Source organism: Peribacillus sp. YIM B13477, assembly GCF_042787955.1.
GTDB classification, from domain to species: domain Bacteria; phylum Bacillota; class Bacilli; order Bacillales; family DSM-1321; genus Peribacillus; species Peribacillus frigoritolerans.
On sequence record NZ_JBHZPD010000003.1, the window covers coordinates 408177 to 432004 of the forward strand.

Below are 23828 nucleotides of genomic sequence, written 5' to 3' on the forward strand. Positions count from 1 at the left end.
CCGGAAATATCCAGAAATCCTTTTTTGGTTCAGTCCTACCGTTCAATGGACTGCTTTTGTTTATATAGTGAACCGGAAACCAAGTTCCCCTTGTAAATGACCGCTTTACGTTCCGAACGCCTGGCAACTGCCTCTGCAGAACAGCTTCCGTCAATTAACACCAGACTTCCGGCATCCCCAACTTTCGGCCATACCTGGTTACCCTTATCATCCAATGGGGTTTTTCCGCCAGTTATATATCCGAGTGTCCGGGAAAGCGAGACTTCATCAATCCATTTGAAACGTTCTGCGAGCCTTCCTGCCCTCTCCAAGATGTCACCATTCCCAAGAGGTGACCATACATCAAAGATATTATCATTTCCTACTGATACTTCAACCGCTCTTTCATGTAATAAATCAACAGGGGGCATCTGCCTGTTGATCGGGACACTGGTGACGATGGAAATCCCCGCCTCCCTAAGAATGTCAGCCAGTTCATAGGCTTCTTCCCTGGATACGTCCCCGATGCCGAACGCATGGCTTAATGCCACCCTTCCTTCCCAGCCCGCTTGCTTGGTCAGAGCTGCCAAACGTTTCATGGTGAACGTGCCCAGATGGCCGGGATCATGTAAATGCAAGTCCACATCAGCATTAGCTTCCACTGCTAAATCCATCAATTGCACGAGCGATGCTTCAATATTGTTATCGACTGTGGCCGGATCCACCGCCCCGACGATTCCTGCTCCGTTCCGCAATGCCTCCCTGACAAGCTTGACAGAGCCGGACCGCAGCAAACCGTGCTGCGCAAATGCGACGATTTCTGAACTGAGTCGATTGGAATAGCCAGCAAGCGCCTGCTGAACTTGCTCTAAGTTTTGCAAGCCCGCTTCCGGATAAATATCAACATGAGTCCGTATATGTGCAGAGCCAGAAGCTAACAGGATTTCCAGTAAAGATTCTGCACGTTTACATGTGCTTGTTGCAATGGAAGGCAGAACCCTCTTCTCATTTTCAAAGCGTTCAATGACACTTGAAGAAGGAGTGCACGCTCTCCAAACATCCCCCATCAGTGTCTTATCAAGATGGACATGCTTTTCAATGAAGGATGGTACCGCCAGCAATCCTTTTGCATCTTCCACTGGTAAATCATCACGTATGGCTTCCCCATCTTTGATAATCTTCGTGATCCTGCCATCCTCCATCAACAGATGAAATAACCCGGTGATCGTTCCTGTAACTCTTTCATTCTCTTTCCGATACCCACATTCCAAACGAACATTCTTTAACCAATAGATTCTATTCATGATCTTCTCCCTTCTTGAACCATATCTTCAATTCGACTTCAAGGCAAATTCGCGATCAAGTCCGCCGTATACCAGGTTTCCATTGACCATGACCGCAGCCCGCGTCGATCTCCTGGCAATTGCCTCGGCAGCACATGATGCATCCACAAAAACCATAGTTGCGTCATTTCCCGCTTTCGGCCATAAACGATTTCCTTCATCGTCCAATGTCTTGACTCCGCCCGTAATGAATTGGAGCGATTGAGACAATGCATACTCGTCCTTCCAGTTGTACCTCTCAGCCAATCGGCCTGCCTTTTCCAGCATATCCCCAGTACCGAATGGGGACCAGGAGTCGTAAAAGCCATCGCAACCGAGAGCAACATGGACACCTTTCTCATGCAGTGAATCAATCGGGGGCATGACCCGGTTGATCGGAACTGTAGACATGATCGCTATCCCCAGGTTTGATAATTCACTGGCCAGTTCATTTGATTCTCCTATTGCAACATCACCAAGTGCAAAAGCATGACTGATGGCCGCTCTGTTCTTCCATCCTGCTTCATCGATCAAAGAAGCCAGTTTCTTGATCGTATATAAACCAAGGTGACCGGGATCATGTATATGAATATCAATATCTGCATCAAATTCAACAGCCAAATCGACCATTTCATACAGGGAAGCTTCTATATTATTATCCACCCCGCCAGGATCCAGGCCGCCCACCAAGGACGCCCCTTCCTTCATCGCTTGTCTCATCAACCCTTTTGAATTCGTTCTTAGCAGTCCGTGCTGCGGGAAAGCCACGATCTCGTATGTCATTTTCCCTTTGAAACGATATAGGGCACGTTGAATCTCTTCCAAGTTCTTCATACCAATGTATGGATCGATATTTACATGCGTCCTAACATGCGTTGCCCCGCCGCTTAACAATAGTTGAAGCATCCGTTCAGCCCGGAGCTGTCCAGTTTCAGCCAGTTCTGCAAGCTCTTTTGCTTCTAATTTTAAGCGTTCGATTAAGTTCGGAACCGGAGTGCATGATTTCCATGGCAGTCCTAAATACGTCTTGTCCAGATGGTTATGCATCTCTTTAAAAGGAGGAAGTGCAAGCAGCTTTCTCGCGTCGTGAACAGGACCATCCGTTTTCAAAGGCATAGTTGAAGCCAATTGCAAATCCTCTATGATCCCATTTTTTATATACATGTTGTATGTAGCTGTTTTCGTCCGATCAATTCGTTCATTCTCAAAAACAAATCCACTATCAAGCGTAACGTTTGTAAGCCAGTATGCTTCATTCATCCAATCACTCTCTTTATTAAAAGATTAAACACCTGTCGTCTCAAAAGATGAAATGGATCCGCTAACAACATTGCCCCTGAAGATGACAGCAGCACGCTTCGCCCTTCTAGCCACCGCTTCCGCTGAACAGCTGGCTTCAAGCAAAACGATATTCGCCTCATCCCCGACATTAGGCCATGCCTTGACCCCGTCTTGGTTTAATGGGGTCTTCCCTCCTGTTATGAATTGCAGGCTTTTCGCTAAGGAACGTTCATCAATCATGCGAAACCTCTCTGCAAGGCGACCGGCCTTTTCCAGGTTGTCCCCGATGCCAAATGGTGTCCAATGATCAGTGATGCTGTCATTACCCAATTCCACTTTCACCCCTTTTTCATGAAGCAGGGGGATGGGGATCGTTCTGAAGATCGGCACTGTGGATGTAATCGATATTCCTGTTTCCGAAAACCTTTCGGCTATGCCCGTAGCCTCCGGGACTGAAAGATCTGCCAACCCGCTGGCGTGGCTAACCGTGACCCTTCCTTGCCAGCCTGCGTCTTCCGTAAGTGAAGCAAGTCGCTGCATGGTGAAGAGGCCAAGGTGATCCGGATCATGTAAATGAACATCGATATCGGAATTGGATTCAACTGCGATATCCATGATCGTTTCAAGTGACCGCTCTATGTTTTCATCAATGGTGGCGGGGTCCACGCCTCCTACCAGATTCGCCCCATTCTTCATGGCCTCCCTTATTAACCGAACGGAATCGCTGCGTAAAAGTCCATGCTGTGGGAATGCGACGATCTCATACGTCAATTTATCCTTATAGCCTTCCAGTGCCTGAATGGTCGCTTCCAAGTTCTTCAGTCCTATGACGGGGTCGATGTTGCAATGTGTACGTATATGGGTAGATCCGAAGTTCAATAATAAATCGAGCATTTTCTCTGCTCTGACTTTAGCGGTAGGCAATAATTCGGGCAGCAAGACCTGCTCTTCCTCTATCCTGGTTTTCACGCCATTAATGGCAGGCATGCAAGCCTTCCATGGACCGCCATAGTACGTTTTATCAATGTGGATATGCATTTCCTTAAACGAGGGAACCATCAGAAGGCCGTGAACATCATGCTGCGGATACTGATCCGCTATCGATTCCTTCGCCGATAAAATGGAAGAAATTTTCCCACTTTCAATCTTGATGTGGTAATTGCCGGTTTCAGTGCCGGTGATCGTTTCATTTTCATTATAAGTAAAACCATTTTCCAAGCGGACATTCGTTAACCAATACGATTGAGACATTACACTCACCCTTTCATTCCAGATTGACTATGCATCACTTTTATTATAGTTTTAAAGATCAACAAATAATTTCAGTATTTTTACTCGTTTTTATGTTATTTTTACTTATTGTGCCAAAGAAAAAGGCTCACCCTAATGGATGAACCCTTTCAGACTGTAAAACAACTCGATGAAACTCAGTTTGCCTGCAGTATTTGAAACGTTCAATTGATTTCAGAGATCGACTGTCTTTCTTTTGTAGACGTTGATTTCCACTCTAGGCACTCGCTTTTCCGCGGGCGGTCCGCCCTCGGCGTTTGCGCCTGTGGGGTCTCGGCCAGCCAGTAATTCGGCAGGAGTGTCGCAAATCTCTTCCCATGAGGATTACAGGAATTATCCATTCCCCCCATTCGGACTCCTAACCCCTTTCCTCAACACACTGCATCACTTGATCGTTACGTCATTTATCTCCAGGTAACCTGAAGGGCTGATTGAAAATCCTTTTACTTCTTTGGCTACTGCAGCAACATTTTCTATGACCCTTACAGGAATGTACGGGGTGTCAGCCATTTCGATTTCCTGTGCCTCTGCGTATAGTTCTTTGCGTTTCCCTTCTTCTTTTTCCTTCCTGGCGGCATCTATTAAACGATCAACCTTTTGATTGCTGTAAAAGAATGTGTTACCTGCCGCTCCCTGTGATTCCGTATGAAACAGATTATATTGATTATAATCAGCATCCCCGGTCGCGTTTCTCCAACTGATGATGAACATTTCCGATTGTCCTTTATTCACTTGTTCCACGAATGAACCGTACTCCATGACCTGCACTTTCAAATTAATCCCGATCCCTTTCAGTTGGGATTGCAGGACCTCAGCCAAGTTGACTCTTTCTTTACTGTCCATTGTCAGGATGGTCGCATCCAAGCCTTTTGAATATCCAGCTTCGGCCATCAGTTTCTTCGCTTCCTTTAAGTTGTAATCATAGGCTTCGAGATCTTCGTTGTACCCGAATACTTTAGAGCCCATCAAGGAGTTCGCCTTTACTCCCACATTATTGAAGACACCCTTGATAATCGAGTCCATCTCAATGGCATGGGCAATGGCTTTACGGACCCTTTCATCATTGAACGGTTCATTATTGACATTAAAGCCTAAATATTCGGTACCATACCCTTCACTGCGGTAAACATCCATTGCCGGTGATGATTCCACCTGGTCCATGACCGCTACAGGAAGCGGCTCGGCGATATGTGCTTCACCGGTTTCTATCATCGATATCCTCGTGGAGTCTTCCGGGACGACCTTGAAGATGACCTTGTCCACTTTTGGCTCGTCTCCCCAATAGCTGTCGTTTTTCGTCAATGTGATTTCCTGGCCTGGGGACCATGAATCAAAAGCGAAAGGGCCGGTTCCATTCGGTTCCTGGATAATCTTTTTGCCATACTTTTCAATCGTTTTCGGACTGATGATTCCGCCTTCGTGATTCGCCAATATGGAAAGGAGAGGGGAAAAAGGTTCCTTCAGGATGAATTGCACGGTAAATTCATCAACCGGTTTCACCTCTTTCACCATATCGAATACCACCGCTCTGGGAGAAGCGACCGCCGGATCCAATAGTCGATCAAACGTCTTCTTTACCGCATCTGCATTAAATGGTGTGCCATCATGAAACTTTACATCTTCCCTAAGCTTGAATTCCCAGGTCGTGTCATTTATTTGCTTCCATTTTTCTGCCAGCATTGGCTGTATCTCACTATTCTCATCCCGCTGTACAAGACCTTCATAGATTTTATGGTGAGTGACGCTAGCGGCGTTAATCGTGGACATGAACTGCTGATCCAAGTTCTCAGCATCGGATAAGCGGGCAATAACCAATGTACCCCCTCCGTTTGATGCTTTGTTCGGATCACTTTCTGTTGTGCTTACGTCATTGTTAGAAGAACAGCCTGTAATGATGATAGCCATGATCATGACTAGAAAAAGCTTTCCTGCCCCACGTTTTACCCCCATGGTCTTCTACCTCCCAATTTCATTTTTTGAATATTTATCTAATTATAGGAAATATTCTGACTATTTTTTTCGATTATCTTTACTATGTTTTTCATTTTCTTTACTTGTTTTTACAAATGGCTTCTGTATCGCTTATCGATTCCACGACCTTGAATGATGGCTTAAACAATTCTTTCTCGGGAAGCTCCTGATAGTCCCTTTCCATATAGCCTCTTCTCATCTTATTGAAATATAGCTGCCCCTTATATTTGATTTCCGTTAAATCAAGGTCGGGGATTATTTGATCCTTCATGACCACCTTTCCATTGATGATCGATAATTTAACGTCCCTCCCGGATCCGCTTGCGAACATCGTTCGAATCGGATCATCGATTACCCCCATATGGAAACCGTCCAAGTTAATCGCGATGATATCCGCCTTGGCCCCCGTAGCGATGCGTCCTAGATCGTTCCTGCCAAGAAAAGCGGCCGCATCCAGTGTGGCTGACCGAAAGAAATCGGCATAGACAGAGCCTTCCGTTTCTCCTGCCGCCAGCCGTGAGAGCATGCTGCCTGTCCTGACGTTCTGGAACATATCTGGAGGGAATGTGTCCGTTCCAAGGGCTATATTGATCCCAGCCCGTTTATATTTGGCAAAGGACTCTAACGCCTCCCCATGCCTCCCGATGATCAGCGGGCAATGGATCACCGTTGTATTCGTTTCCGCAAGCAGCGCCAAGTCATCACCCTGGCCATATTTCGCTTTACTGTATCCTGAAATAAAGTGGGCGTGCGGGATCCCTGTTCTTGGACCGAGAAATCCAAGGTCATACAAATATCTGATCGGTGTAACATGATGGGCTTCCCAGATGGTGTTGAATTCAAAGCTTCCTTGTGCAGCATGAAGCTTTATGGGTACATTCAATTTTTCGCTGTAGTATTTAATCTGTTTTAATTGATCGGCCGTTTGAGACTCAATTCGTTCTGGAGCAAGCATCCCCCTGACCATGCCTTCATGGGCTCCATCGAACTTTTCCACAAACTCGACCGCTTTCCGTAACCCCGCTTCACCGGCTTTTTCATCCCAATGCAGTTTGATTTTCCCGTCAGGCTGGACGGCTCTCATTCCTGATTGGAAACTTGGGCCAAGGTAAATCCTTAATCCCAAGCCAGCGGCATGTTCTGCGGCAGCTGCCAATTCATCATAGGTTTCAGCCCAGCTTTTATAAAAGACGGAAGTAATGGGCATCGCCGTCGTCACGCCATGCAGTATGAGCTGTGAATAAGCATATAGTGATTTAAAAGCTTCTTCTTCCTTGGTCATTAATTCGGGATGTCCGCTTTTTATATAATTCTCCGACCAAAGAAGGTTTTTCTGTCTGTCGGCACCGGCTTCAAAATGTAAAATATCATGGTCAATGTCCCCTAATGCATTTAAATCTATGAACCCGGGACTGATAATCGCATTACCGGCATCCATTACCTCGTCCACTTCTTCTGGATAATTTTTTCCGACATACAAAATCGTGTCTTTTTCATAAACGATCTCCGCGTTTTCCAATATGACATGATCGCACCCGTCATACCCGATTACATATCTTCCTTTAAGTTTGGTTTTCATCTTATTCCCCTTTCACTTTTCGCGGCAGCGTCTTCGCGTTCGTCATATCGCTTTTCATCTACATAGGCCCTGGCATGGCCCCAGAAATATTTAGTCGGCTGCATATACTTTTCGAGCCCTGCACGCTTTATCGTTGAAAAGGCCTCCTCATTCGCTTCATCAAGCACTGTACTTTCATGGACCGTCCGTACATTCCTGCCTTCCATGATCAATTTCCCATCCACGATGACATGCTCCACATCATTCGCCACAGCTTGAAATACAAGCCGGTGAACATGCATGAATTCAGGGGTCAGGTGAGGCTGATGAAGATTGACCGTAATGACATCCGCTTTTTTCCCGATCTCGAGGGAGCCTATTTCATCATCCCAGCCAATGCATTTCGCAGCATCTATCGTGATCATTTCCAACAGCTTGCCTGGCGGTAAATAATAGTAGTCCCTAAGGGCGGCCTGGTGAACGAACTGTGTTTTCCTCATTGCCTGGAACATATCGAAACTTGTGGAAGGGGACGTCCCATCCGTGGAGATTGCCACAGTTGCACCCATTTCCAATAATTCAGTTATCGGGGTACGGGCATGAACCTGGCCAAATCCAGGTGATGCACTGACGTTGGTACCTGTTTCTGCCAGTATTCTTGCCTCATCGAAGGAAATGCCCCGACAGTGCTGTAAATGGACATCCGGACCCAATAGGGCATTTTCCTTATCCTGTATCGCTAAATGGATCATCCCGCCAAAGGCATCTGAGTGAATGCGTGTGTTATACTTCCTGGCAATCTCCCTTATTTTCTTCGCTTGATACAGGTCATGGTCATTCAGCCCATAAAGCCTGTCAGGAGATGTCGGATTGGAGGGATCCACCGATGTAACGATGACAAATGGTGTAATGAAGGCTCTCGTACGGTCCTCATTTGCATGGTTCAGCGCCTCGATTACCGCTTCCGCCCCCTGTAATACTTCTTCATAGGTAACTTCCTTTACCACTCTCTTTCCATCGATCCATCGGCTGAATGAATGGGGCCATGGAGGATTGCAAGGACCCGTGCATACCACTTCCCTGATTCCCACTTCGGCATATGCTTTTGCATGATTGATGGCGAAAATCGGTTCATCGGACCGCGGCATGGATCCTAACACGCTCACCCCAGTCGTCACGCCAGCCTTCAATCTCTCAAGGGCGGATAACTTTCCTTCGTAATACCAAAAGTCATCCGTTACAAAATGCTTGTACGTATTCGTCATGATCGGCATCCAAAAATCAATATTCTCCATGGCAATCGTTTTGAACATGGAATGTCCCCCATGCCCATGAACATCTATCAATCCGGGCAATATGCACTGATGGCTGCAATCGATGACTTTTACTGCCTCATACTTCGATTTGAGTTTTTCGGTCGAATCTACGGCTAAAATCCTTCCTAAATGTATGGCGACGGCGCCATCTTGCAGAACTCTCCTGTTTTGATCCATGGTAATGACGGTCCCATGGATTAGCAGTAAATCTATCATACTTTCCCTCCTAATTGAGAAGACAGCATAACATCCTTATGCTGCCTTCCTTTTGTGATGAATTCCTACTTCACGGTTACGTCATCAAGCATTAAATAATTTGCCGGATTCAGCCAAAGCCCTTTAACTGTCCCGCCATATACGGCCAAGTGTTCATAGTTACGGATAGGAACATATGGAACTTCTTCTCTTTCAATTGCCTGTGCCTTCGAATATAGTTCCTTACGTTTATCGCCATCCGATTCTTTACGTGCATTTTCAATCAATTTATCCACTTCCGGATTGCTATAGAATGAACTATTTCCCGCAGCACCTTGGGATTTACTATTGAAAAGATTGAATTGATTATAATCTCCATCACCGGTAGCATTGCCCCAGCCGCCTATCGATACCTGGTGCTCGCCCTTGGCTGTCGCGTCAATGTAAGCCCCATACTCAAGGACTTGAATCTTGACCTTAATTCCAATTCCTTTTAACTGGGATTGAATCACCTCGGCCATATTGATCCTTTCCTTACGGTCACTCGTCGTCAGGGTAAACTCCAAACCATCCTTGACCCCCGCTTCAGTCAAGAGCTTCTTCGATTCATTAATATCATAGTCATAGCCTTTTATATCCGGATCATAACCAAACACCTTTGGGCTCATTGTTGAATTTGCCCTCGTGCCGACATCGTTATAAACCCCTTTGATGATGGAATCGACCTCGATGGCATGAGCGACCGCCTTACGGACCCTTACATCATCAAAGGGCTTCTTCTTAACATTGAAGCTTAAGTATTCAACGGCAAGTCCCTCCGTGCGATATAAATCCATCGTGCCCGACGCTTCGATCCTATCAATCTCCGTCACTGGCACTTGATCGGTCACATGCGCTTCACCCGTTTCAATCATCGCAATCCTCGTGGCATCTTCAGGGACCACCTTGAATACCACCCCATCAATCTTAGGCTTATCCCCCCAATAGTCCTTGTTTTTCGAAAGGGCGATTTCTTCACCAGGCTTCCACGATTTAAAAACGAATGGACCTGTCCCAACGGGGTTTTGCCCGAGTTTGTCACTATTTTCCTTAATCGCTTTAGGGCTGATGATGCTTCCTTCATTACTCACTAAAATCGATAACAGCGGAGCATAAGGATATTTCAGCTTGAATTGTACGGTCGTTTCGTCAATCACTTTAATTTCCTTGATCATTTCCAATTTACCAGCCTGCGGAGAAGCTGTTGCCGGATCCAGTATCCTGTCGAAATTGGTTTTCACCGCTTCGGCATTGAATGGAGCTCCATCATGGAATTTGACTCCCTCCTGCAATTTAAACTCCCAAGTGACATCATCCAGTTGTTTCCACTCTTTTGCGAGCAGCGGTTTAGGATCCATGTTCTTGTCAGGAACGACCAATGTTTGATAAACCTTTTCATAAACGACGTTTGCAGATGGAATGTCTGTTATGAAATGGGGGTCAAGTGTGGTCGCGTCAGATAAGCGCGCGACGATCAGCGTACCTCCTTCTTTCGCTTTTTCTACTGTTTCCTTACTGCCGGTTTCTTCTGATGCACACCCTGATAAAACGGATGAGATGCCCAATAAAGAAGCAAAAAGCAACCCAATCATACCTTTTCTCATTCTATTTCCTCCCTTTTCAACCTGCCTTTGTTTCTCCAAGTAACTTACAGCTATGAGTACATCGGGCTTACTGTAAATTATAAAAAAAAACCGAATTTTATATTTTCAGAATCTTTACTCTTTTTTTAATTATCTTTACTGCTTTTCCGCATCATATTTACTTCAATCCTTTTTTTGAATAAATTGAATGAAAGAAAAGGAGGAAATCCAATGAAGCCAGAGGTCGTCATCAATAATACCGAATTGAATGTAAAAGAAAGAAAATCTCCGAAACTAAGACACTGGAAAGCCTTTTATAAAAAATTCAAGCGAAATAAATTGGCATTGGTAGGCGGGTACATCGTACTTTTTTATATTTTATTGGCTATCTTTGCCCCTTTGATCTCACCGCAGGATCCCTATGAAATTGATTTGGTCAACAAACTCCAGCCTCCATCAGCCGAACATTTGATGGGTACGGATGATAAGGGAAGGGATATTTTAAGCAGATTGTTATATGGAACACGGCTTTCATTAACGGTTGGGTTTGTCTCTGTTTTCTTCGGGGCGTTCATTGGCATACTCCTCGGGTTAGCAGCTGGTTATTACGGAAAATGGATCGATACCGTCATTATGAGGATTGTCGATGTTCTGCTGGCTTTCCCGGGAATACTGCTTGCTCTTGCGATCATTAGTGCCCTTGGTCCGAGTTTAATCAATGTTATGGTGGCGGTCGGAGTCTTTTCGATACCGATGTTTGCCCGGATTGTACGCGGTTCCACACTGTCAGTCAGGAAGCTGGAATATATCGATGCCATTCGTGCATTGGGAGCGACTGACTTCACGATCATATGCAAACATATTTTTCCGAATATTCTATCACCCGTCATCGTACAAGCTACATTACGTCTGGCAACGGCCATTCTGTCGGCAGCCGGATTGTCATTCCTTGGACTGGGAGCCCAGCCGCCTTCACCAGAATGGGGAGCGATGCTGAGCAGCGGACGGGATTATTTGTTCAGTGCCCCCCACATCGCATTGTTTCCAGGGATAGCGATATCAACACTGGTACTTGGTTTCAACATCTTCGGGGACGGACTTAGAGATGCCCTGGATCCAAGAATGAAAAAATAAGGAGGAGAGAAAATGTTCGTATTCATTATCCGGCGGGTACTTCAAACGATACCGGTATTACTGGGAGTAAGCCTTGTTGTTTTCCTCATCATGCAAATGGTCCCGGGAGATCCGGCAACACTGCTTGCAGGTGAAGGAGCGACTAAAGAAACGATTGAATCGCTGCGGCATGAACTTGGCTTGGATCGTCCAATCCTCTATCAATACGTTGACTATGTCCTTCATGCCGTTCAAGGTGACTTTGGGGAATCACTCCGCAGCAGCCGCCCTGTTTTGGACGAAATCATGGTCCGCTTGCCCATCACCCTTGAACTGGCACTTGCCAGCATATTCATAACCGTTGTGCTTGGAATGATCGCAGGAATCATCTCGGCCACCAAGCAATACTCGGCAGCTGACATTTCCATCATGATCGTTGCTTTATTGGGAATCTCGTTACCTAGTTTTTGGCTGGGCCTCATGCTTATCTACTTCTTTTCCGTGAACCTTCATTTGTTTCCGGTTTCAGGTTGGGGAACCTTCAGCCACATGATTCTACCAGCCATAACCCTTGGGGCCGGCGGAGCGGCCATCGTTGCCAGGATGACCAGGTCGAGCATGCTTGAAGTCGTTCGCCAGGACTACATCCGGACCGCGAGAGCCAAGGGATTGAAAGAATATATCATCATTTATAAACACGGCCTGAAAAATGCACTCATCCCCGTCATTACCGTCGTTGGCCTCCAGTTCGGTGCACTCCTTGGCGGCACGGTATTGACAGAGTCCGTTTTTGCCATCAATGGACTTGGAAGATTGATAGTCGATGCAATCAGGACGAGGGATTTGCCGATGGTCCAAGGCGGGGTCCTCATCGCTTCCGTCATCTTCGTATTCATGAACTTGGCAGTGGATGTCCTCTATCGGTACTTTAACAAAAGAATAGACTTGAACTAAGGAGGTATGATGATGAATCAGGATGCTGATAAAATACTGGAGGTAAAAAACCTGCAGACCCACTTTTTCACTGATGAAGGAACGAGTAAAGCAGTCAATGGGATCAGTTTCTCCCTCAATAAAGGGGAAACGCTAGGAATCGTCGGGGAGTCGGGAAGCGGGAAAAGCATAACATCGCTCTCATTGTTAAGGCTCATTCCATCGCCACCCGGCAAGATTGCCGGCGGCAGCATCCTTTTTAAAGGGGAAGATCTGCTTACGAAGTCTGAAAAACAGATGCGGTCCATACGCGGGAATGAAATTTCGATGATTTTTCAGGAGCCGATGACGTCATTGAATCCCGTATATTCAGCGGGCGAGCAAATTGCGGAAGCGATCCGGCTCCATCAAAAGCTGGGAAAAAAGGAAGCATGGGATAAAGCCGTCGACATGCTTCGGCTCGTCGGGATCCCTTCACCTGAAAAGAGGGCAAAACAGGAGCCGCATGAGCTAAGCGGCGGAATGAGGCAAAGGGTCATGATTGCCATGGCACTTGCCTGCCACCCTGAGGTTTTAATAGCCGATGAACCTACAACAGCACTGGATGTGACGATCCAAGCCCAAATCCTCGAACTGATCAAGACGCTGCAAAAGGATTTCGGGACGGCTGTCATTTTGATTACACATGATTTGGGTGTCGTATACGAAACCTGTGATCGGGTCGCTGTCATGTACGCAGGGAAAATCGTTGAATATACCTTGGCCAAGGAAATATTCACAAATCCTAAACATCCTTACACCATTGGTTTATTGAACTCCCTTCCCCGTCTGGACATGGACCAGGAAGAACTGACCACAATTCCAGGGACCGTTCCAAGTCCTTACAACATGCCCAAGGGATGCAGCTTCGCTCCCCGCTGTCCACATGCGAAAGGCATTTGTGAACAAGCCGTACCGGATCTCCAGGCCATCGGCCCAAGTACGGAGGTCAGCTGCTGGATGTTCACCCCCCAATGGGAGAAGGCATATGACGCTCAAGAAAAGGTGGGGATTTAATGATGGGTGTACCAGCTGCAGAGAAAAAGGTTCTGCTTAAAGTGGATCAATTGAAGCAATATTTTCCGATCAAGGGAGGATTTTTCGGAAGGACCATCAATCATGTAAAAGCCGTTGATGACATTACCTTCGATATCAAACAGGGTGAAACCTTAAGCATCGTCGGCGAATCCGGCTGCGGGAAATCGACTACCGGAAGGGCCATCCTTCGATTGGATGAACCGACGAGCGGGAGCATTCACTTTCAGGATAGGGATTTACTGAGTTTAGGCAAAAAAGAAATGCGGCGTACCAGGAAGGATCTGCAGGTTATTTTTCAAGACCCCTTTGCCTCCCTCAACCCAAGACAGACGATCGGCAAAATTCTCGGGGAAGCTTTGGCGATCCAAAATGTAGTCCCTAAAGAAAACCGGAAGAGCCGGATTGAAGAATTATTGGGACATGTCGGGCTGAGACCTGAATCCATGGAAAGATACCCGCATGAATTCAGCGGCGGCCAAAGACAGCGGATCGGGATTGCGCGGGCTCTGGCCGTGGATCCCAAATTGATCATATGTGACGAAGCTGTATCTGCACTGGATGTCTCCATTCAAGCGCAAGTGCTGAATTTATTAAAATCCTTGCAGCGCCAGTTCGACCTTACCTTTCTTTTCATTTCGCATGATTTAGGTGTGGTCAGACATATCTCGGATCGGGTGATGGTCATGTATCTCGGAAAAATAGTCGAAATAGCCGATAAAAAGTCCATTTTCGAACAGCCGCAGCATCCATATACAAGGGCATTGCTATCGGCCATCCCAGTACCGAATCCTGTACATGAAAGAGAACGGATCCTATTGACGGGTGATGTCCCGTCACCCATCGACCCTCCAAACGGCTGCCGCTTCCATACACGGTGCCCGTTTGTACAGGATATCTGCAAAACACAGCTGCCCGAACTGAAACGATCGGCACAAAACCATCAAGTGGCTTGTCACATTGTGTCTTAAGCTGTAGATTTCCGGAGGGGTCTTTAGTATGATACTAATAAACAGAATCATTCAAGTTATTTAAAAATATAACAAGCAGAGGTTCTCCATGCTAAGTTACGAGGGATTCACGTTAATTATCATGCTCTTCATTTTAGCTCCCATCATGGGAGCTATCGCTCTTTTATTTCTATTCATATTCGAGAAAAGGATCGATCTTCTTGAAAATAAAAACAAGGAGATCCGCCTGGAGCAAGCACTGCAAGAAGCACAATATAATAAATTGAACCAGCAGATCCAGCCGCACTTTTTGTTTAATACACTGAATGTCATTCTGGGCTTGGCCCGCCTGAACAGGACGGCAGAATTGATACGGGCCTTAGAGGCTTTTTCGCAATTCCTGAAATTCAAGTATAAAGCATCGGAACCATTGATCCCCCTTTCCCAGGAAATCCAGTATACCCAGCATTATCTCGACATCCAGACCCTTCGCTTCGGTGATCGGCTCAAGATTGATATGGAGTGCCCGGAACCGTTATCAACCGCACTTGTCCCGCCCTTCATTCTCCAGACCTTGGTGGAGAATTCATTTAAACACGGGTTGGAAAAAAAAGTGGGTGAAGCCCTGCTGCATATCCGGTTCTATCTGGAATCACAAATGGTGTATCTGGAAGTGGCGGACAATGGATTGATGGGAAATGAATCTTCCGTTACGGACGATGGCGGCCATGGCCTCGATAATATCCAAAAACGTTTATATTTGTATTTCAATGACCGTGCACAATTGCATATAGCTTCCAATGAATCGGGAACAAAGGTAGAGGTATCATGGCCGCTGGTTTTTGATAGGAAAATGGAGGAGGCGGAGGAATGAATGTATTATTAGTTGATGACGAACCATTGGTCCTTGAACAAATGGAATATATGATTCAGTCCATTTACCCTTTTTGGAAATTTCACAAAGCTGCTGATGCCTGTCAGGCACTGACCCTCAACCAAAATCATAAAATCAACCTCGCTTTCCTGGATATTAATCTGCCGGGGCGATCGGGTCTTGAATTTGGTGAAGACCTAAGGGCGCTGAACAAAGAAGTCGAAATCATCATGGTGACCGCGCATCAAAGCTTCGATTATGCCCAGCAATCCATCAGGATAGGCGTGGTTGATTATTTAACGAAACCTGTAATAGAAAGTGATTTGCATAAAGTCCTGGCCAAGTATGACAAAAGGGAATCTTCCCATAACTATTCAACACTTATTCACCATTCGCTTTCATTCATTCATGAAAACTATGCCGATAAACTCTCCCTTTCGGACATCGCCCGTGAAGTGCATACCAATCCGACTTATTTAAGCAGGAAATTCCATGAAGAAGTCGGCACTTCATTTTCGGAATATTTAATGCACTATAGAATAAAGGCCGCAAAAAGGGCCTTAACCAATAACACCAGCTGGAGCATATCAGACGTCGCTGAAAAATCGGGTTTCAATAGCCAGCATTATTTCAGCACTTTATTCCGGAAGATAGAGGGAATCACGCCCAAGGAGTTCCGCGAGAAAGGAAAATGAACATTGCGATCACGTACATTTCAAGAATACGTACAAGGCCCCATTCAAATCGGGATGGGCTTGGGGATCATCTCCCTCCTGGCACGCTGGGTGACAGGCACCACAATATTATCCTCCCCTGAATCGATGGTGAAGTATGGAGTTTTCGGAGGGATCGGATACGCCCTGATGGGAGCGATCGCCCTGTTCATGTTCAGCTTCATCGGGAAGAGGGTCCGGCAGGATTTCCCCGAGGGCTTGACCATCGGGGACTATTTAAAAGCCCGGCTCCATCCTCTCGGATATTGGATATTGATCGTGATCCTGGTCATAACCAGCTTACACATTTTATTCATTCAGGGAATGGCCGCGTCCACCCTATGTCAGTTTCTTTTCGATACGCCCCTCTATGTAGGGCTGTTCTTTTTTTTCGCCTTCTGTGTCCTTTATGCTGGATTCGGCGGTTTAAAGCTCATTCATGGATTCGCCGCTTTTCAGGTCATATCCATGTTTGCCGCAGTTATCTTGATTCCTTTATACTTTTTCGTCAAGGAAGGGATTCAGCCTGTTTATGATGGGATTCGTTTATACCATCCATACATGCTCGTAATCAATAAGTATGATCTATGGAGTTTTCTTTTTGCAGGACTTCTTGTCGGGTTCGGCCAGTTTTTCTTTGACCTGACTTCGTGGCAGCGATTATTCATGATGGAAATGAAAAAGGTAAGATTGACATTCTCTTTATCCGGCCTTATATGGATCATATTCCCGCTCTCCTTTTCATCCCTGTTCATCATGGTAATCTTTACGGGCGGCTTCACTGATATACACTCGATACTGGCTGGATTGGCAAATAAAATAACGACACCATTCTTTTTCATCCTTTTTGTGCTCTGCGCCATCAGTGCAATCACCTCAACATTCGGTGCCTGCCTGCATTCATTGGTAAGCCTGATCGTAGCCAATATACTTGAACCATTACAAACAAAAAAAAGCGACCAGCAAAAAATAAGGATGGCCTGCCTGCTTTCGATCTGTATTGGAGGATTGGTTTTCGTTGCTACACTCTTCTATTCCCCAAACCTATTGGAGCTCTTATTTTATTCAGGCAATATATATTCGGCATTGCTGGCTCCAATCCTGGTTATCGTATTCAGTAAAGGAAAAGTCGCTGATTACATACCGATAAGCGCGGTCCTGGCGATTGTGGCTTCATACATCATCCAGCCTCATGTAAGTGAATTCCAAAGCATATGGTTCAGCGGATTGGCTTCATTGACGATCCTGGTGATTTGTACGATCCTTACCCTTATCAAGAACAAATGGAGGATCGTGAAAACAAAACCATGAATACGGCCACCCCCATTCATTATGAATGAATGGGGTTCTTCTTTAATCCCGTAAAAACTTAGCTAGCCACCTTCCTGAAATACCGATAAACCTTTTCTAGCTTTTGCGTTTGTTTCCCCTTTGGGCTTTCCATATTACCGAATTCGAAAAACTTCACTTTCTTGATCCCGACAAAATTGAATAATGCTCTTTTCATCAATATTTTATGCGCATCATTCAACCAGAGAAGCGGATACTTTGCAGGTCCCTTCATCGTGGACACACATACGACCGACTTTCCTTTCAGAAGGCCTTCCGGGAACAAGCCCTTTTTATCCCTGTAGGCAAAATTCGCAGAAAATAATTGATCGATGTATCCCATCAGCATGGCCGGTGGCCTCCCCCACCAGATCGGATAGACAAAGACAATCTTGTCGGCCCAAATAATTTGATTTCTATATTTTTCAAACTGAGGATCACGATGCATATCACGCCTTCGTTTATGCTCATTGAACTCCAAGAGCGGATTGAAGCCCTCTTCATATAAATCCAAGACCTGCAGCCCCTTTATGTTCGGGTTCTCCTTACTTCCTTTGACGACTTTTTCTAAAAAAGCATGGCTTAGGCTTTTATGATTTGGATATGTGTAGATGACCAGCATGTTCATGACGTACCCCCTATTTACTTATCATTTGATAACAATCATATAACACCATCTTTTTTGTTGTCAAATGATAATTGTATTTTGATAATATTTTTGATATCTTCTCAAGTAGAGAGGTGAACGTTATGGACAAAAAAGCTCTTTTTGAAAAAATGGTCACATTTACAACTTCCGTACATCAAGTGACACACGAATTGACACAAAACGCCAAATCCGATTCCATCACGCCGGTACAATATAAAATTCTTGAATATATAACCGTCAGTCAGCCTGTCACACCAAGTGAAATCAGTGACTGTCATCATATCTCCATGCCTAACACGAGCCGTGAACTGAAAAAATTAAGCGAAAAGAATTTAATTGAAAAAATAAGTGATTCGGAAGATAGACGGAAACAATACATCCGCCTCTCCAAAGAAGGGGAAATGATGATGAACGAGGCTTTTGCAATCGTGGAATCCCGTTTTCAAAGCCGGCTGCAACATGCATCAAAGGAAGATTTAGCGGAGATTGACCGTGCCCTGGACATTCTTCAAACAAAACTTTTTTACTGATGAACACAAAAAGGGCTCCCGCAATTGAAGTTGACGAAGAATCGACTTCAATCGCGGGAGCTCTTACATTATCTCCATGCATGTTTTATGATCAGGTACCGCAAAAAGTCCGATAAGGTTTTGTTGACTCAGGCAGTGCGGCGTATTCTGCTTGTTTTTCGCAGTGTGCATAAGGATTTGCAAGAACATCCAACAGCCGTTCCATCACACTGTAGTCCTCTTGTTCCACTGCCGCCTCCAACGCCTCTTCCACCCGGTGGTTCCGCGGAATCACTGCAGGATTGCTGTTCTGCATCAACTGATTCGAAGACTCTTTCGATTCCTTCTGCCTCCCTAGCCTCGCCTGCCAAAGCTCCTGCCACTGAGCGAATTCCGGTGTCCCGAAAAGGACCGTATCCTCCTTTTTATCAAAGGTCAGAGCTCGGAAAGTATTGGTATAGTCGGCACCATGCTTCTTCATCATACTGAGGATGCCATTTATTAGGGCCTCATCCTGAGTCTCTTCGTTGAATATCCCCAGTTTCGCCCTCATTCCCGCTAACCAATTGGAATGATACAGATCATTAAAAACGGAAATCTTATCTTGGGCCAGTGTAACGGCCTGATCATCGTCATCATGCAACAGCGGCAATAGGGATTCAGCGAACCGTGCAAGATTCCAACCCCCAATTACCGGCTGGTTACCATAGGCATAGCGGCCTTGCCTATCAATTGAACTGAATACGGTTGCAGGGTCATAGGCATCCATGAAGGCGCAAGGGCCATAATCGATGGTTTCCCCGCTGATCGTCATGTTGTCGGTGTTCATCACTCCATGAATGAAGCCGACCAGCTGCCATTGGGCAATGAGCTCAGCCTGACGCTTGACCACTTCCTGCAGCAGCGAAAGGTAACGGCTTTCATCTGCTTCAATGTCTGGAAAATGACGCTCAATGGCATAATCGGCAAGTGTCCGCAGTTCCTCGATCGTGCCCCATTTTGCAGCGAATTGAAAAGTTCCGACACGAAGATGACTCGAAGCCACACGGGTCATGATGGCACCGGGCAGCCCTGTTTCACGAATCACCGTTTCACCGGTCGTCACCACTGCCAGACTTCGGGTGGTAGGAATGCCGAGCCCGTGCATCGCCTCGCTGATGATGTATTCGCGCAGCATCGGTCCAAGTGCAGCCCGGCCATCGCCCCCGCGGGAATATGGCGTTCTTCCTGGCCCCTTCAGCTGGATATCGACCCTCCCGCCTTCTGGCAACACCTGCTCGCCAAGCAATATCGCCCGGCCGTCCCCTAACATGTTAAAATGACCGAATTGATGCCCAGCATATGCTTGGGCAAGAGGCGAAGCACCTTGCGGGATCTCGTTTCCGGCAAACACCGCCACACCATCTTCGCTTTGCAGCGACTTCACGTCCAAACCAAGAGAATCCGCCACACCCTCATTGAGAATGATCAACTCCGGTGAACGTACAGGAGTCGGGTTCGTGCTCGTGAAAAACTTTTCCGGTAGACGTGCATAGCTATTGTCTAAATTCCATCCTGTTTCATTAGTCATGGTTTCTCCTTTTCTTATTTTGATTTTTTATAAAAGATATTTCGCTCAAGATTCAGTTAAAACACGCGATAAAACTAAGTTGCAGTCCATTTTTTAATGTCTGCTTCTAACAATTAATTATACCTTTTTTGCATAAAAATGGCTCTTTTAAAGTCGTGTTAAATCCATTACGTCCCGGGATTTCATAAAACGATTGCGGTCCTTAGAATGAAAGAAAGCAGGTACCCTTAATGGGTTCCTGCTTCAGACTGTAGACAAATCCGATGAAAATCATTCCACTCCAGGCACTCGCTTTACTCCTGCGGGGCCTTCCCTCGACGCGCTTATCCCGCAGAAGTCCCGCACCTTCCGTTCCAATCAATTTTGTTCCATTTGCCTATAAACTCAAGTAGGCACCCTTTAGGTTCCTGCTTCTTTTCCTAAGATGCCAATAGTTACAATTCCATTATGAAACATTATGCATCAAAAAAGCCTGCCATTGATTCGGCAGGCTTGTTTCTTCTCTTCTTATTGGTTCCATCCTCCACCCATTCAAGGATATGCTTAATTCAGTAAAGTCAGGCTGATAAAGGCAATGCCAAATATACAGTACAGAATGAGGGTAAAGGGCTGGGGAAAAATAATATATACGATCATACTGATGATCATCAGCAGGATGCTGAAGGCATTTATCCTATCTCTCCACATACTCACCTTTGGTCAACTCCTTTTCCACAAGCGTAAGGTACATTTTCATCGCAAACTTCTTCCGGTGCTGCCTGGCCGGCTTTGAGGAACCACTTCTCCCACAGTCAAAGCGAACATCAGCAAAAATAGAGTTTCTTCTTCATCCTTCGTTCCTCTTTGTTATAATGGCTGTGTGCCTAATTTGATTTTTTTCATTTTTCGTTAGTAAGTAAGCGACTGATAATTTATAATTATAAAATTGAACCCACTAAACAGCCATGTAGCCAAAATGATAAATTCATGAAAATAATTTAAATTTTCAGATTTTTTAAGGGGTATGAAGTGAATGATCTATAAAACTTTCAAGGTTGTATTGAGGACCATGCACAAAGGCCAAACCGAGGAATTCGCCTATGTATATGAAGGGAACAGCCTGCTGATCGGCCGGGCAAGCCAGCACTCCAAAGCTGATTTCAGGCTTTACAATGACTTTGTTTCCAGGGAACATTGCCGGATTTATATGGAGGAAGGGCAGCTCCTCATTGAGGATTTGGCAAGCAAACACGGCACCTCCGTGAACCAGATGCCCCTCGTACCGGGCAATCCCTGTCAAATTGAACCGGGGGATTCGATTACATTGGTCAATGGATTGATTGAATTCATAATCTCCATCGACAACGATTTAACAATGGATTTCACGCCGGTGAACCCCGAATTGCTGCAAACCGTCGCTATCAATGAGCACCTTCAGACCGTGATCATCAATGAAGAAGCACCCATTAAAATGCCGACCAAGGAATTCAATTGCTTTAAGCTGCTTTATGAAAATTTGGACAATCTTATTTCAAAGGAAGAAATTGTCCAGCAAGTCTGGCCAGAGCGAGTCGGAGATCCCGAGCAAATAGTGACGGCAGAGGAAATCGCTTCACTGCTGTACCGCGTCCGGAAAAGGTTAAATGGGCACTTTGCGATAAAGGCCGTCATTCAAAAGGGATATTATATGGAATCCATCCATTCATTCAATTTATCGGACTTATCATGACATTCATTCGAAAACATGAAAAAAGCATTGTTGAAAACAATGCTTTTTTTCATGCTTATATTGGAGCTGGCAAGTGTACATGTCCACGGTCCATTATCATTTCTTTGGCAAATCCAGATTAGTGAATTCATCGACTGGAACGATGTCTTCTTCCATATCCATCACCTTCAGCACAACCCGGTCCCCTACATTCGTCAACACCACATCAGATAGCGCATTGACACCTGGGTCCACCGAGAACCTCTTGGCATTGCCTTCGACGATTAAATGGAATACGTATCCATTCGAGAGATTGGCATCATTGATCCTCATTACCTTCCCCTTTATTTCTTTCATCTCAAATCCTTTTTGAGGCGTCACACCGCTTACTTTCCCTAAAGAGGCAATCAGTTTTTTATAATTGCGGAAAGCTTCTTCTTTCGTTTTCCCAAAGACCACTTGGGGATTATCGCTATTGGCATAAACGATCGCCACACCCTGGAACTTGCTGCCCTTTGTAACCGGGATCACATATGTGGGAGCACCGTAAATCGTATAGAAAATTCCATTTGTGGCTTTCCAGCCTGGATATTTGGACAAAAACTCACTCGCATTGGCGTTGGATTTTGCTTCCTTTCCGGTCAGAACGGACGTGACGCCTTTGTAGTACGTCATTTCACCGGTTTTGGCATTGAAAACACCATAACCTACAAGGGTTTTGGAGTTGCCTTTTGATTTAGCCCGGGTAAAGTCCACTACATAAATGAATTCGCCTTTTTCGTTAAACGTAACCTGCATATTATCCTCATTAGGAATCAGGACATCTTTCTTCGGCCCAATCAGGGACTGGTTTTTCCAACCGTGAACATATTTTCCCCAGTAAGTCCAATATTCCAGGGCTGTTTCCAATGTGAATGTCCGATCTACCCATTTAGGTTCTTTTCCTTTTGGATAGTATTTCGTGTCCCCCGTTTCCGGATTCACCAATACCACCCCGTCCACCACGGGACCGCTGCGGTATTTCAAAAAATGTCCGACTGAAGCTACGAAGAAGGGCTTTCCATCTTCATTCGGTTCCAAATATGAATCATGGATGATTTTATTCGGATATGCCTTGCGGATGGTCCTTTCCAAATCATGATCAAGGTACTGTGAGGGAGCATACAGCATCTTCCCTTTGACAGTACTTGCCCCTTTATCCGTCGATATGGCGGAAATCAGATTATAACCTGGCGTGTAATCCGCTTTCCCGGCTTTTAAAAACCCGTCCATTTCAATGGGTGATGTATAAGCCAATTCATCATTGATATTGGTCAGACGGTATTCGCCTTCAGTGAAATATGATGCATTTTCTATTTTATTAATCGCCGCATCGCCTTTTGCGTCAGCCATTTTCACTGTAACGAGCGGCATGGTTTTTATATCTTGAACTTCTTCCAGCTCTTTTTTCTTATCGACCTTCGCCAATCCATGCAGATCTGCGGCAAAAGTGAGCGGGTAAAACAGCATGATGATCCATGCGGCAATCAACACGACACCCATCAAACTGTTGAAATGTACGTTCCAAGGTGTTTTTGGCTGCTTTGCCGCTTCATTTCCCCTCCGATTCCGTCGGGTGCTTGAAGAAGATTCAGTGGCCCTGTACATATACATGCTTGAATCGATGATGAGAATGAGCCCGAGAATAATGGCAAAACACGAAAAGAATCCAGCGGCAGTAAGATCCAGCAGCATGATATCGATAACGAAAAACAATATCGCAGCAGAAACTAAAAGTCTCAGCATTTGTTCTATGAAAAAAGGTATATCCTTTTTGGTGATGGCGTTCGTCCATCTCTGCGGAATCAAAGAAAGTCCCAATATGGCAAATGGTATTTTCATTAAAATTCCTTT

General features: G+C 45.5%; 19 protein-coding genes. 9 read left to right on the forward strand and 10 right to left on the reverse strand.

The annotated features are described in order from the left end of the window. Positions 1 to 35 precede the first annotated feature (35 nt). The 7 genes from ACFX4H_RS13710 to ACFX4H_RS13740 all read right to left on the reverse strand — a co-directional run bounded on the left by ACFX4H_RS13710 (position 36) and on the right by ACFX4H_RS13740 (position 10555). A complete protein-coding gene (locus tag ACFX4H_RS13710) occupies positions 36 to 1283 on the reverse strand; it encodes an amidohydrolase (RefSeq protein ID WP_377435622.1) in 1248 nt (415 codons plus the stop codon). Between the two features lie 27 nt (positions 1284 to 1310). Further along, positions 1311 to 2561, reverse strand: a complete 1251-nt coding sequence (locus ACFX4H_RS13715) for an amidohydrolase family protein (RefSeq protein ID WP_377435623.1) — start codon at positions 2559 to 2561, stop codon at positions 1311 to 1313. A 24-nt stretch (positions 2562 to 2585) separates the two neighbouring features. Next, positions 2586 to 3833, reverse strand: coding sequence for an amidohydrolase family protein (locus ACFX4H_RS13720; RefSeq protein ID WP_377435624.1), 1248 nt, complete (start codon positions 3831 to 3833; stop codon positions 2586 to 2588). 423 nt (positions 3834 to 4256) lie between these two features. Further along, entirely contained in the window at positions 4257 to 5822 is a 1566-nt protein-coding gene (locus ACFX4H_RS13725; protein ID WP_377435625.1) for a glutathione ABC transporter substrate-binding protein, read from the reverse strand. A 100-nt stretch (positions 5823 to 5922) separates the two neighbouring features. Next, positions 5923 to 7422 carry a chlorohydrolase family protein gene (locus ACFX4H_RS13730; protein WP_377435626.1) on the reverse strand — a complete coding sequence of 500 codons (1500 nt, stop codon included), beginning with the start codon at positions 7420 to 7422 and terminating at the stop codon, positions 5923 to 5925. Further along, positions 7419 to 8933, reverse strand: a complete 1515-nt coding sequence (locus ACFX4H_RS13735) for an amidohydrolase family protein (protein WP_377435627.1) — start codon at positions 8931 to 8933, stop codon at positions 7419 to 7421. Before ACFX4H_RS13735 ends, ACFX4H_RS13730 begins: the two co-directional genes overlap by 4 nt. A gap of 65 nt (positions 8934 to 8998) precedes the next feature. Then, the gene (locus tag ACFX4H_RS13740) at positions 8999 to 10555 is read right to left on the reverse strand and encodes a glutathione ABC transporter substrate-binding protein (protein ID WP_377435628.1); all 1557 of its coding nucleotides are present in this window, start codon (positions 10553 to 10555) and stop codon (positions 8999 to 9001) included. 210 nt (positions 10556 to 10765) lie between these two features. On the opposite strand from ACFX4H_RS13740, the gene nikC reads away from it, so the two are divergent. The 7 genes from nikC (at position 10766) to ACFX4H_RS13775 (ending at position 17502) form a co-directional block, all read left to right on the forward strand. After that, positions 10766 to 11668, forward strand: a complete 903-nt coding sequence (nikC, locus tag ACFX4H_RS13745) for a nickel transporter permease (RefSeq protein WP_063590113.1) — start codon at positions 10766 to 10768, stop codon at positions 11666 to 11668. A gap of 12 nt (positions 11669 to 11680) precedes the next feature. Beyond that, positions 11681 to 12601: a nickel ABC transporter permease gene (nikB, locus tag ACFX4H_RS13750; RefSeq protein ID WP_034304259.1), complete on the forward strand. Its 921-nt coding sequence runs from the start codon at positions 11681 to 11683 to the stop codon at positions 12599 to 12601. Positions 12602 to 12613: 12 nt separating this feature from the next. Next, entirely contained in the window at positions 12614 to 13636 is a 1023-nt protein-coding gene (locus ACFX4H_RS13755; RefSeq protein ID WP_034304261.1) for an ABC transporter ATP-binding protein, read from the forward strand. Further along, positions 13636 to 14625, forward strand: a complete 990-nt coding sequence (locus tag ACFX4H_RS13760) for an ABC transporter ATP-binding protein (protein WP_063590112.1) — start codon at positions 13636 to 13638, stop codon at positions 14623 to 14625. The genes ACFX4H_RS13755 and ACFX4H_RS13760 overlap by 1 nt, the downstream gene beginning before the upstream one ends. Before the next feature lie 88 nt (positions 14626 to 14713). Beyond that, positions 14714 to 15478 carry a sensor histidine kinase gene (locus ACFX4H_RS13765; RefSeq protein ID WP_034304264.1) on the forward strand — a complete coding sequence of 255 codons (765 nt, stop codon included), beginning with the start codon at positions 14714 to 14716 and terminating at the stop codon, positions 15476 to 15478. Continuing rightward, a complete protein-coding gene (locus ACFX4H_RS13770) occupies positions 15475 to 16173 on the forward strand; it encodes a response regulator transcription factor (protein ID WP_377435629.1) in 699 nt (232 codons plus the stop codon). The genes ACFX4H_RS13765 and ACFX4H_RS13770 overlap by 4 nt, the downstream gene beginning before the upstream one ends. 3 nt (positions 16174 to 16176) lie before the next feature. Then, on the forward strand, positions 16177 to 17502 hold the full coding sequence (locus tag ACFX4H_RS13775) for an SLC5/6 family protein (RefSeq protein ID WP_283866450.1): 1326 nt from the start codon (positions 16177 to 16179) through the stop codon (positions 17500 to 17502). Positions 17503 to 17560: 58 nt separating this feature from the next. Here ACFX4H_RS13775 and ACFX4H_RS13780 read toward each other — a convergent pair whose 3' ends face one another. Further along, positions 17561 to 18148, reverse strand: coding sequence for an NAD(P)H-dependent oxidoreductase (locus tag ACFX4H_RS13780; RefSeq protein WP_034304269.1), 588 nt, complete (start codon positions 18146 to 18148; stop codon positions 17561 to 17563). A 122-nt stretch (positions 18149 to 18270) separates the two neighbouring features. Between ACFX4H_RS13780 and ACFX4H_RS13785 the strand changes: the two genes are divergently transcribed. Then, entirely contained in the window at positions 18271 to 18699 is a 429-nt protein-coding gene (locus ACFX4H_RS13785; protein WP_053536324.1) for a MarR family winged helix-turn-helix transcriptional regulator, read from the forward strand. A gap of 91 nt (positions 18700 to 18790) precedes the next feature. Here the strand turns inward: ACFX4H_RS13785 and ACFX4H_RS13790 are convergent, their stop codons facing one another. After that, positions 18791 to 20248 carry a protein adenylyltransferase SelO gene (locus tag ACFX4H_RS13790; protein WP_241635474.1) on the reverse strand — a complete coding sequence of 486 codons (1458 nt, stop codon included), beginning with the start codon at positions 20246 to 20248 and terminating at the stop codon, positions 18791 to 18793. Positions 20249 to 21260: 1012 nt separating this feature from the next. On the opposite strand from ACFX4H_RS13790, the gene ACFX4H_RS13795 reads away from it, so the two are divergent. Then, a complete protein-coding gene (locus ACFX4H_RS13795; protein WP_377435630.1) occupies positions 21261 to 21956 on the forward strand; it encodes an FHA domain-containing protein in 696 nt (231 codons plus the stop codon). A gap of 96 nt (positions 21957 to 22052) precedes the next feature. On the opposite strand, the gene ACFX4H_RS13800 is transcribed toward ACFX4H_RS13795, so the two are convergent. Further along, positions 22053 to 23816: a hypothetical protein gene (locus ACFX4H_RS13800; RefSeq protein WP_377435631.1), complete on the reverse strand. Its 1764-nt coding sequence runs from the start codon at positions 23814 to 23816 to the stop codon at positions 22053 to 22055. Positions 23817 to 23828 lie beyond the last annotated feature (12 nt).

Bases quoted from the DNA above. Each gene is read 5' to 3' on its own strand.
- ACFX4H_RS13780 (WP_034304269.1), bottom strand. From the start codon at position 18,148: ATGAACATGCTGGTCATCTACACATATCCAAATCATAAAAGCCTAAGC.
- ACFX4H_RS13725 (WP_377435625.1), bottom strand. From the start codon at position 5,822: ATGGGGGTAAAACGTGGGGCAGGAAAGCTTTTTCTAGTCATGATCATG.
- nikB (WP_034304259.1), top strand. From the start codon at position 11,681: ATGTTCGTATTCATTATCCGGCGGGTACTTCAAACGATACCGGTATTA.
- ACFX4H_RS13800 (WP_377435631.1), bottom strand. From the start codon at position 23,816: ATGAAAATACCATTTGCCATATTGGGACTTTCTTTGATTCCGCAGAGA.
- ACFX4H_RS13735 (WP_377435627.1), bottom strand. From the start codon at position 8,933: ATGATAGATTTACTGCTAATCCATGGGACCGTCATTACCATGGATCAA.
- ACFX4H_RS13765 (WP_034304264.1), top strand. From the start codon at position 14,714: ATGCTAAGTTACGAGGGATTCACGTTAATTATCATGCTCTTCATTTTA.
- ACFX4H_RS13715 (WP_377435623.1), bottom strand. From the start codon at position 2,561: ATGAATGAAGCATACTGGCTTACAAACGTTACGCTTGATAGTGGATTT.
- ACFX4H_RS13730 (WP_377435626.1), bottom strand. From the start codon at position 7,422: ATGAAAACCAAACTTAAAGGAAGATATGTAATCGGGTATGACGGGTGC.
- nikC (WP_063590113.1), top strand. From the start codon at position 10,766: ATGAAGCCAGAGGTCGTCATCAATAATACCGAATTGAATGTAAAAGAA.
- ACFX4H_RS13720 (WP_377435624.1), bottom strand. From the start codon at position 3,833: ATGTCTCAATCGTATTGGTTAACGAATGTCCGCTTGGAAAATGGTTTT.
- ACFX4H_RS13790 (WP_241635474.1), bottom strand. From the start codon at position 20,248: ATGACTAATGAAACAGGATGGAATTTAGACAATAGCTATGCACGTCTA.
- ACFX4H_RS13755 (WP_034304261.1), top strand. From the start codon at position 12,614: ATGAATCAGGATGCTGATAAAATACTGGAGGTAAAAAACCTGCAGACC.
- ACFX4H_RS13785 (WP_053536324.1), top strand. From the start codon at position 18,271: ATGGACAAAAAAGCTCTTTTTGAAAAAATGGTCACATTTACAACTTCC.
- ACFX4H_RS13710 (WP_377435622.1), bottom strand. From the start codon at position 1,283: ATGAATAGAATCTATTGGTTAAAGAATGTTCGTTTGGAATGTGGGTAT.
- ACFX4H_RS13760 (WP_063590112.1), top strand. From the start codon at position 13,636: ATGATGGGTGTACCAGCTGCAGAGAAAAAGGTTCTGCTTAAAGTGGAT.
- ACFX4H_RS13740 (WP_377435628.1), bottom strand. From the start codon at position 10,555: ATGAGAAAAGGTATGATTGGGTTGCTTTTTGCTTCTTTATTGGGCATC.
- ACFX4H_RS13770 (WP_377435629.1), top strand. From the start codon at position 15,475: ATGAATGTATTATTAGTTGATGACGAACCATTGGTCCTTGAACAAATG.
- ACFX4H_RS13795 (WP_377435630.1), top strand. From the start codon at position 21,261: ATGATCTATAAAACTTTCAAGGTTGTATTGAGGACCATGCACAAAGGC.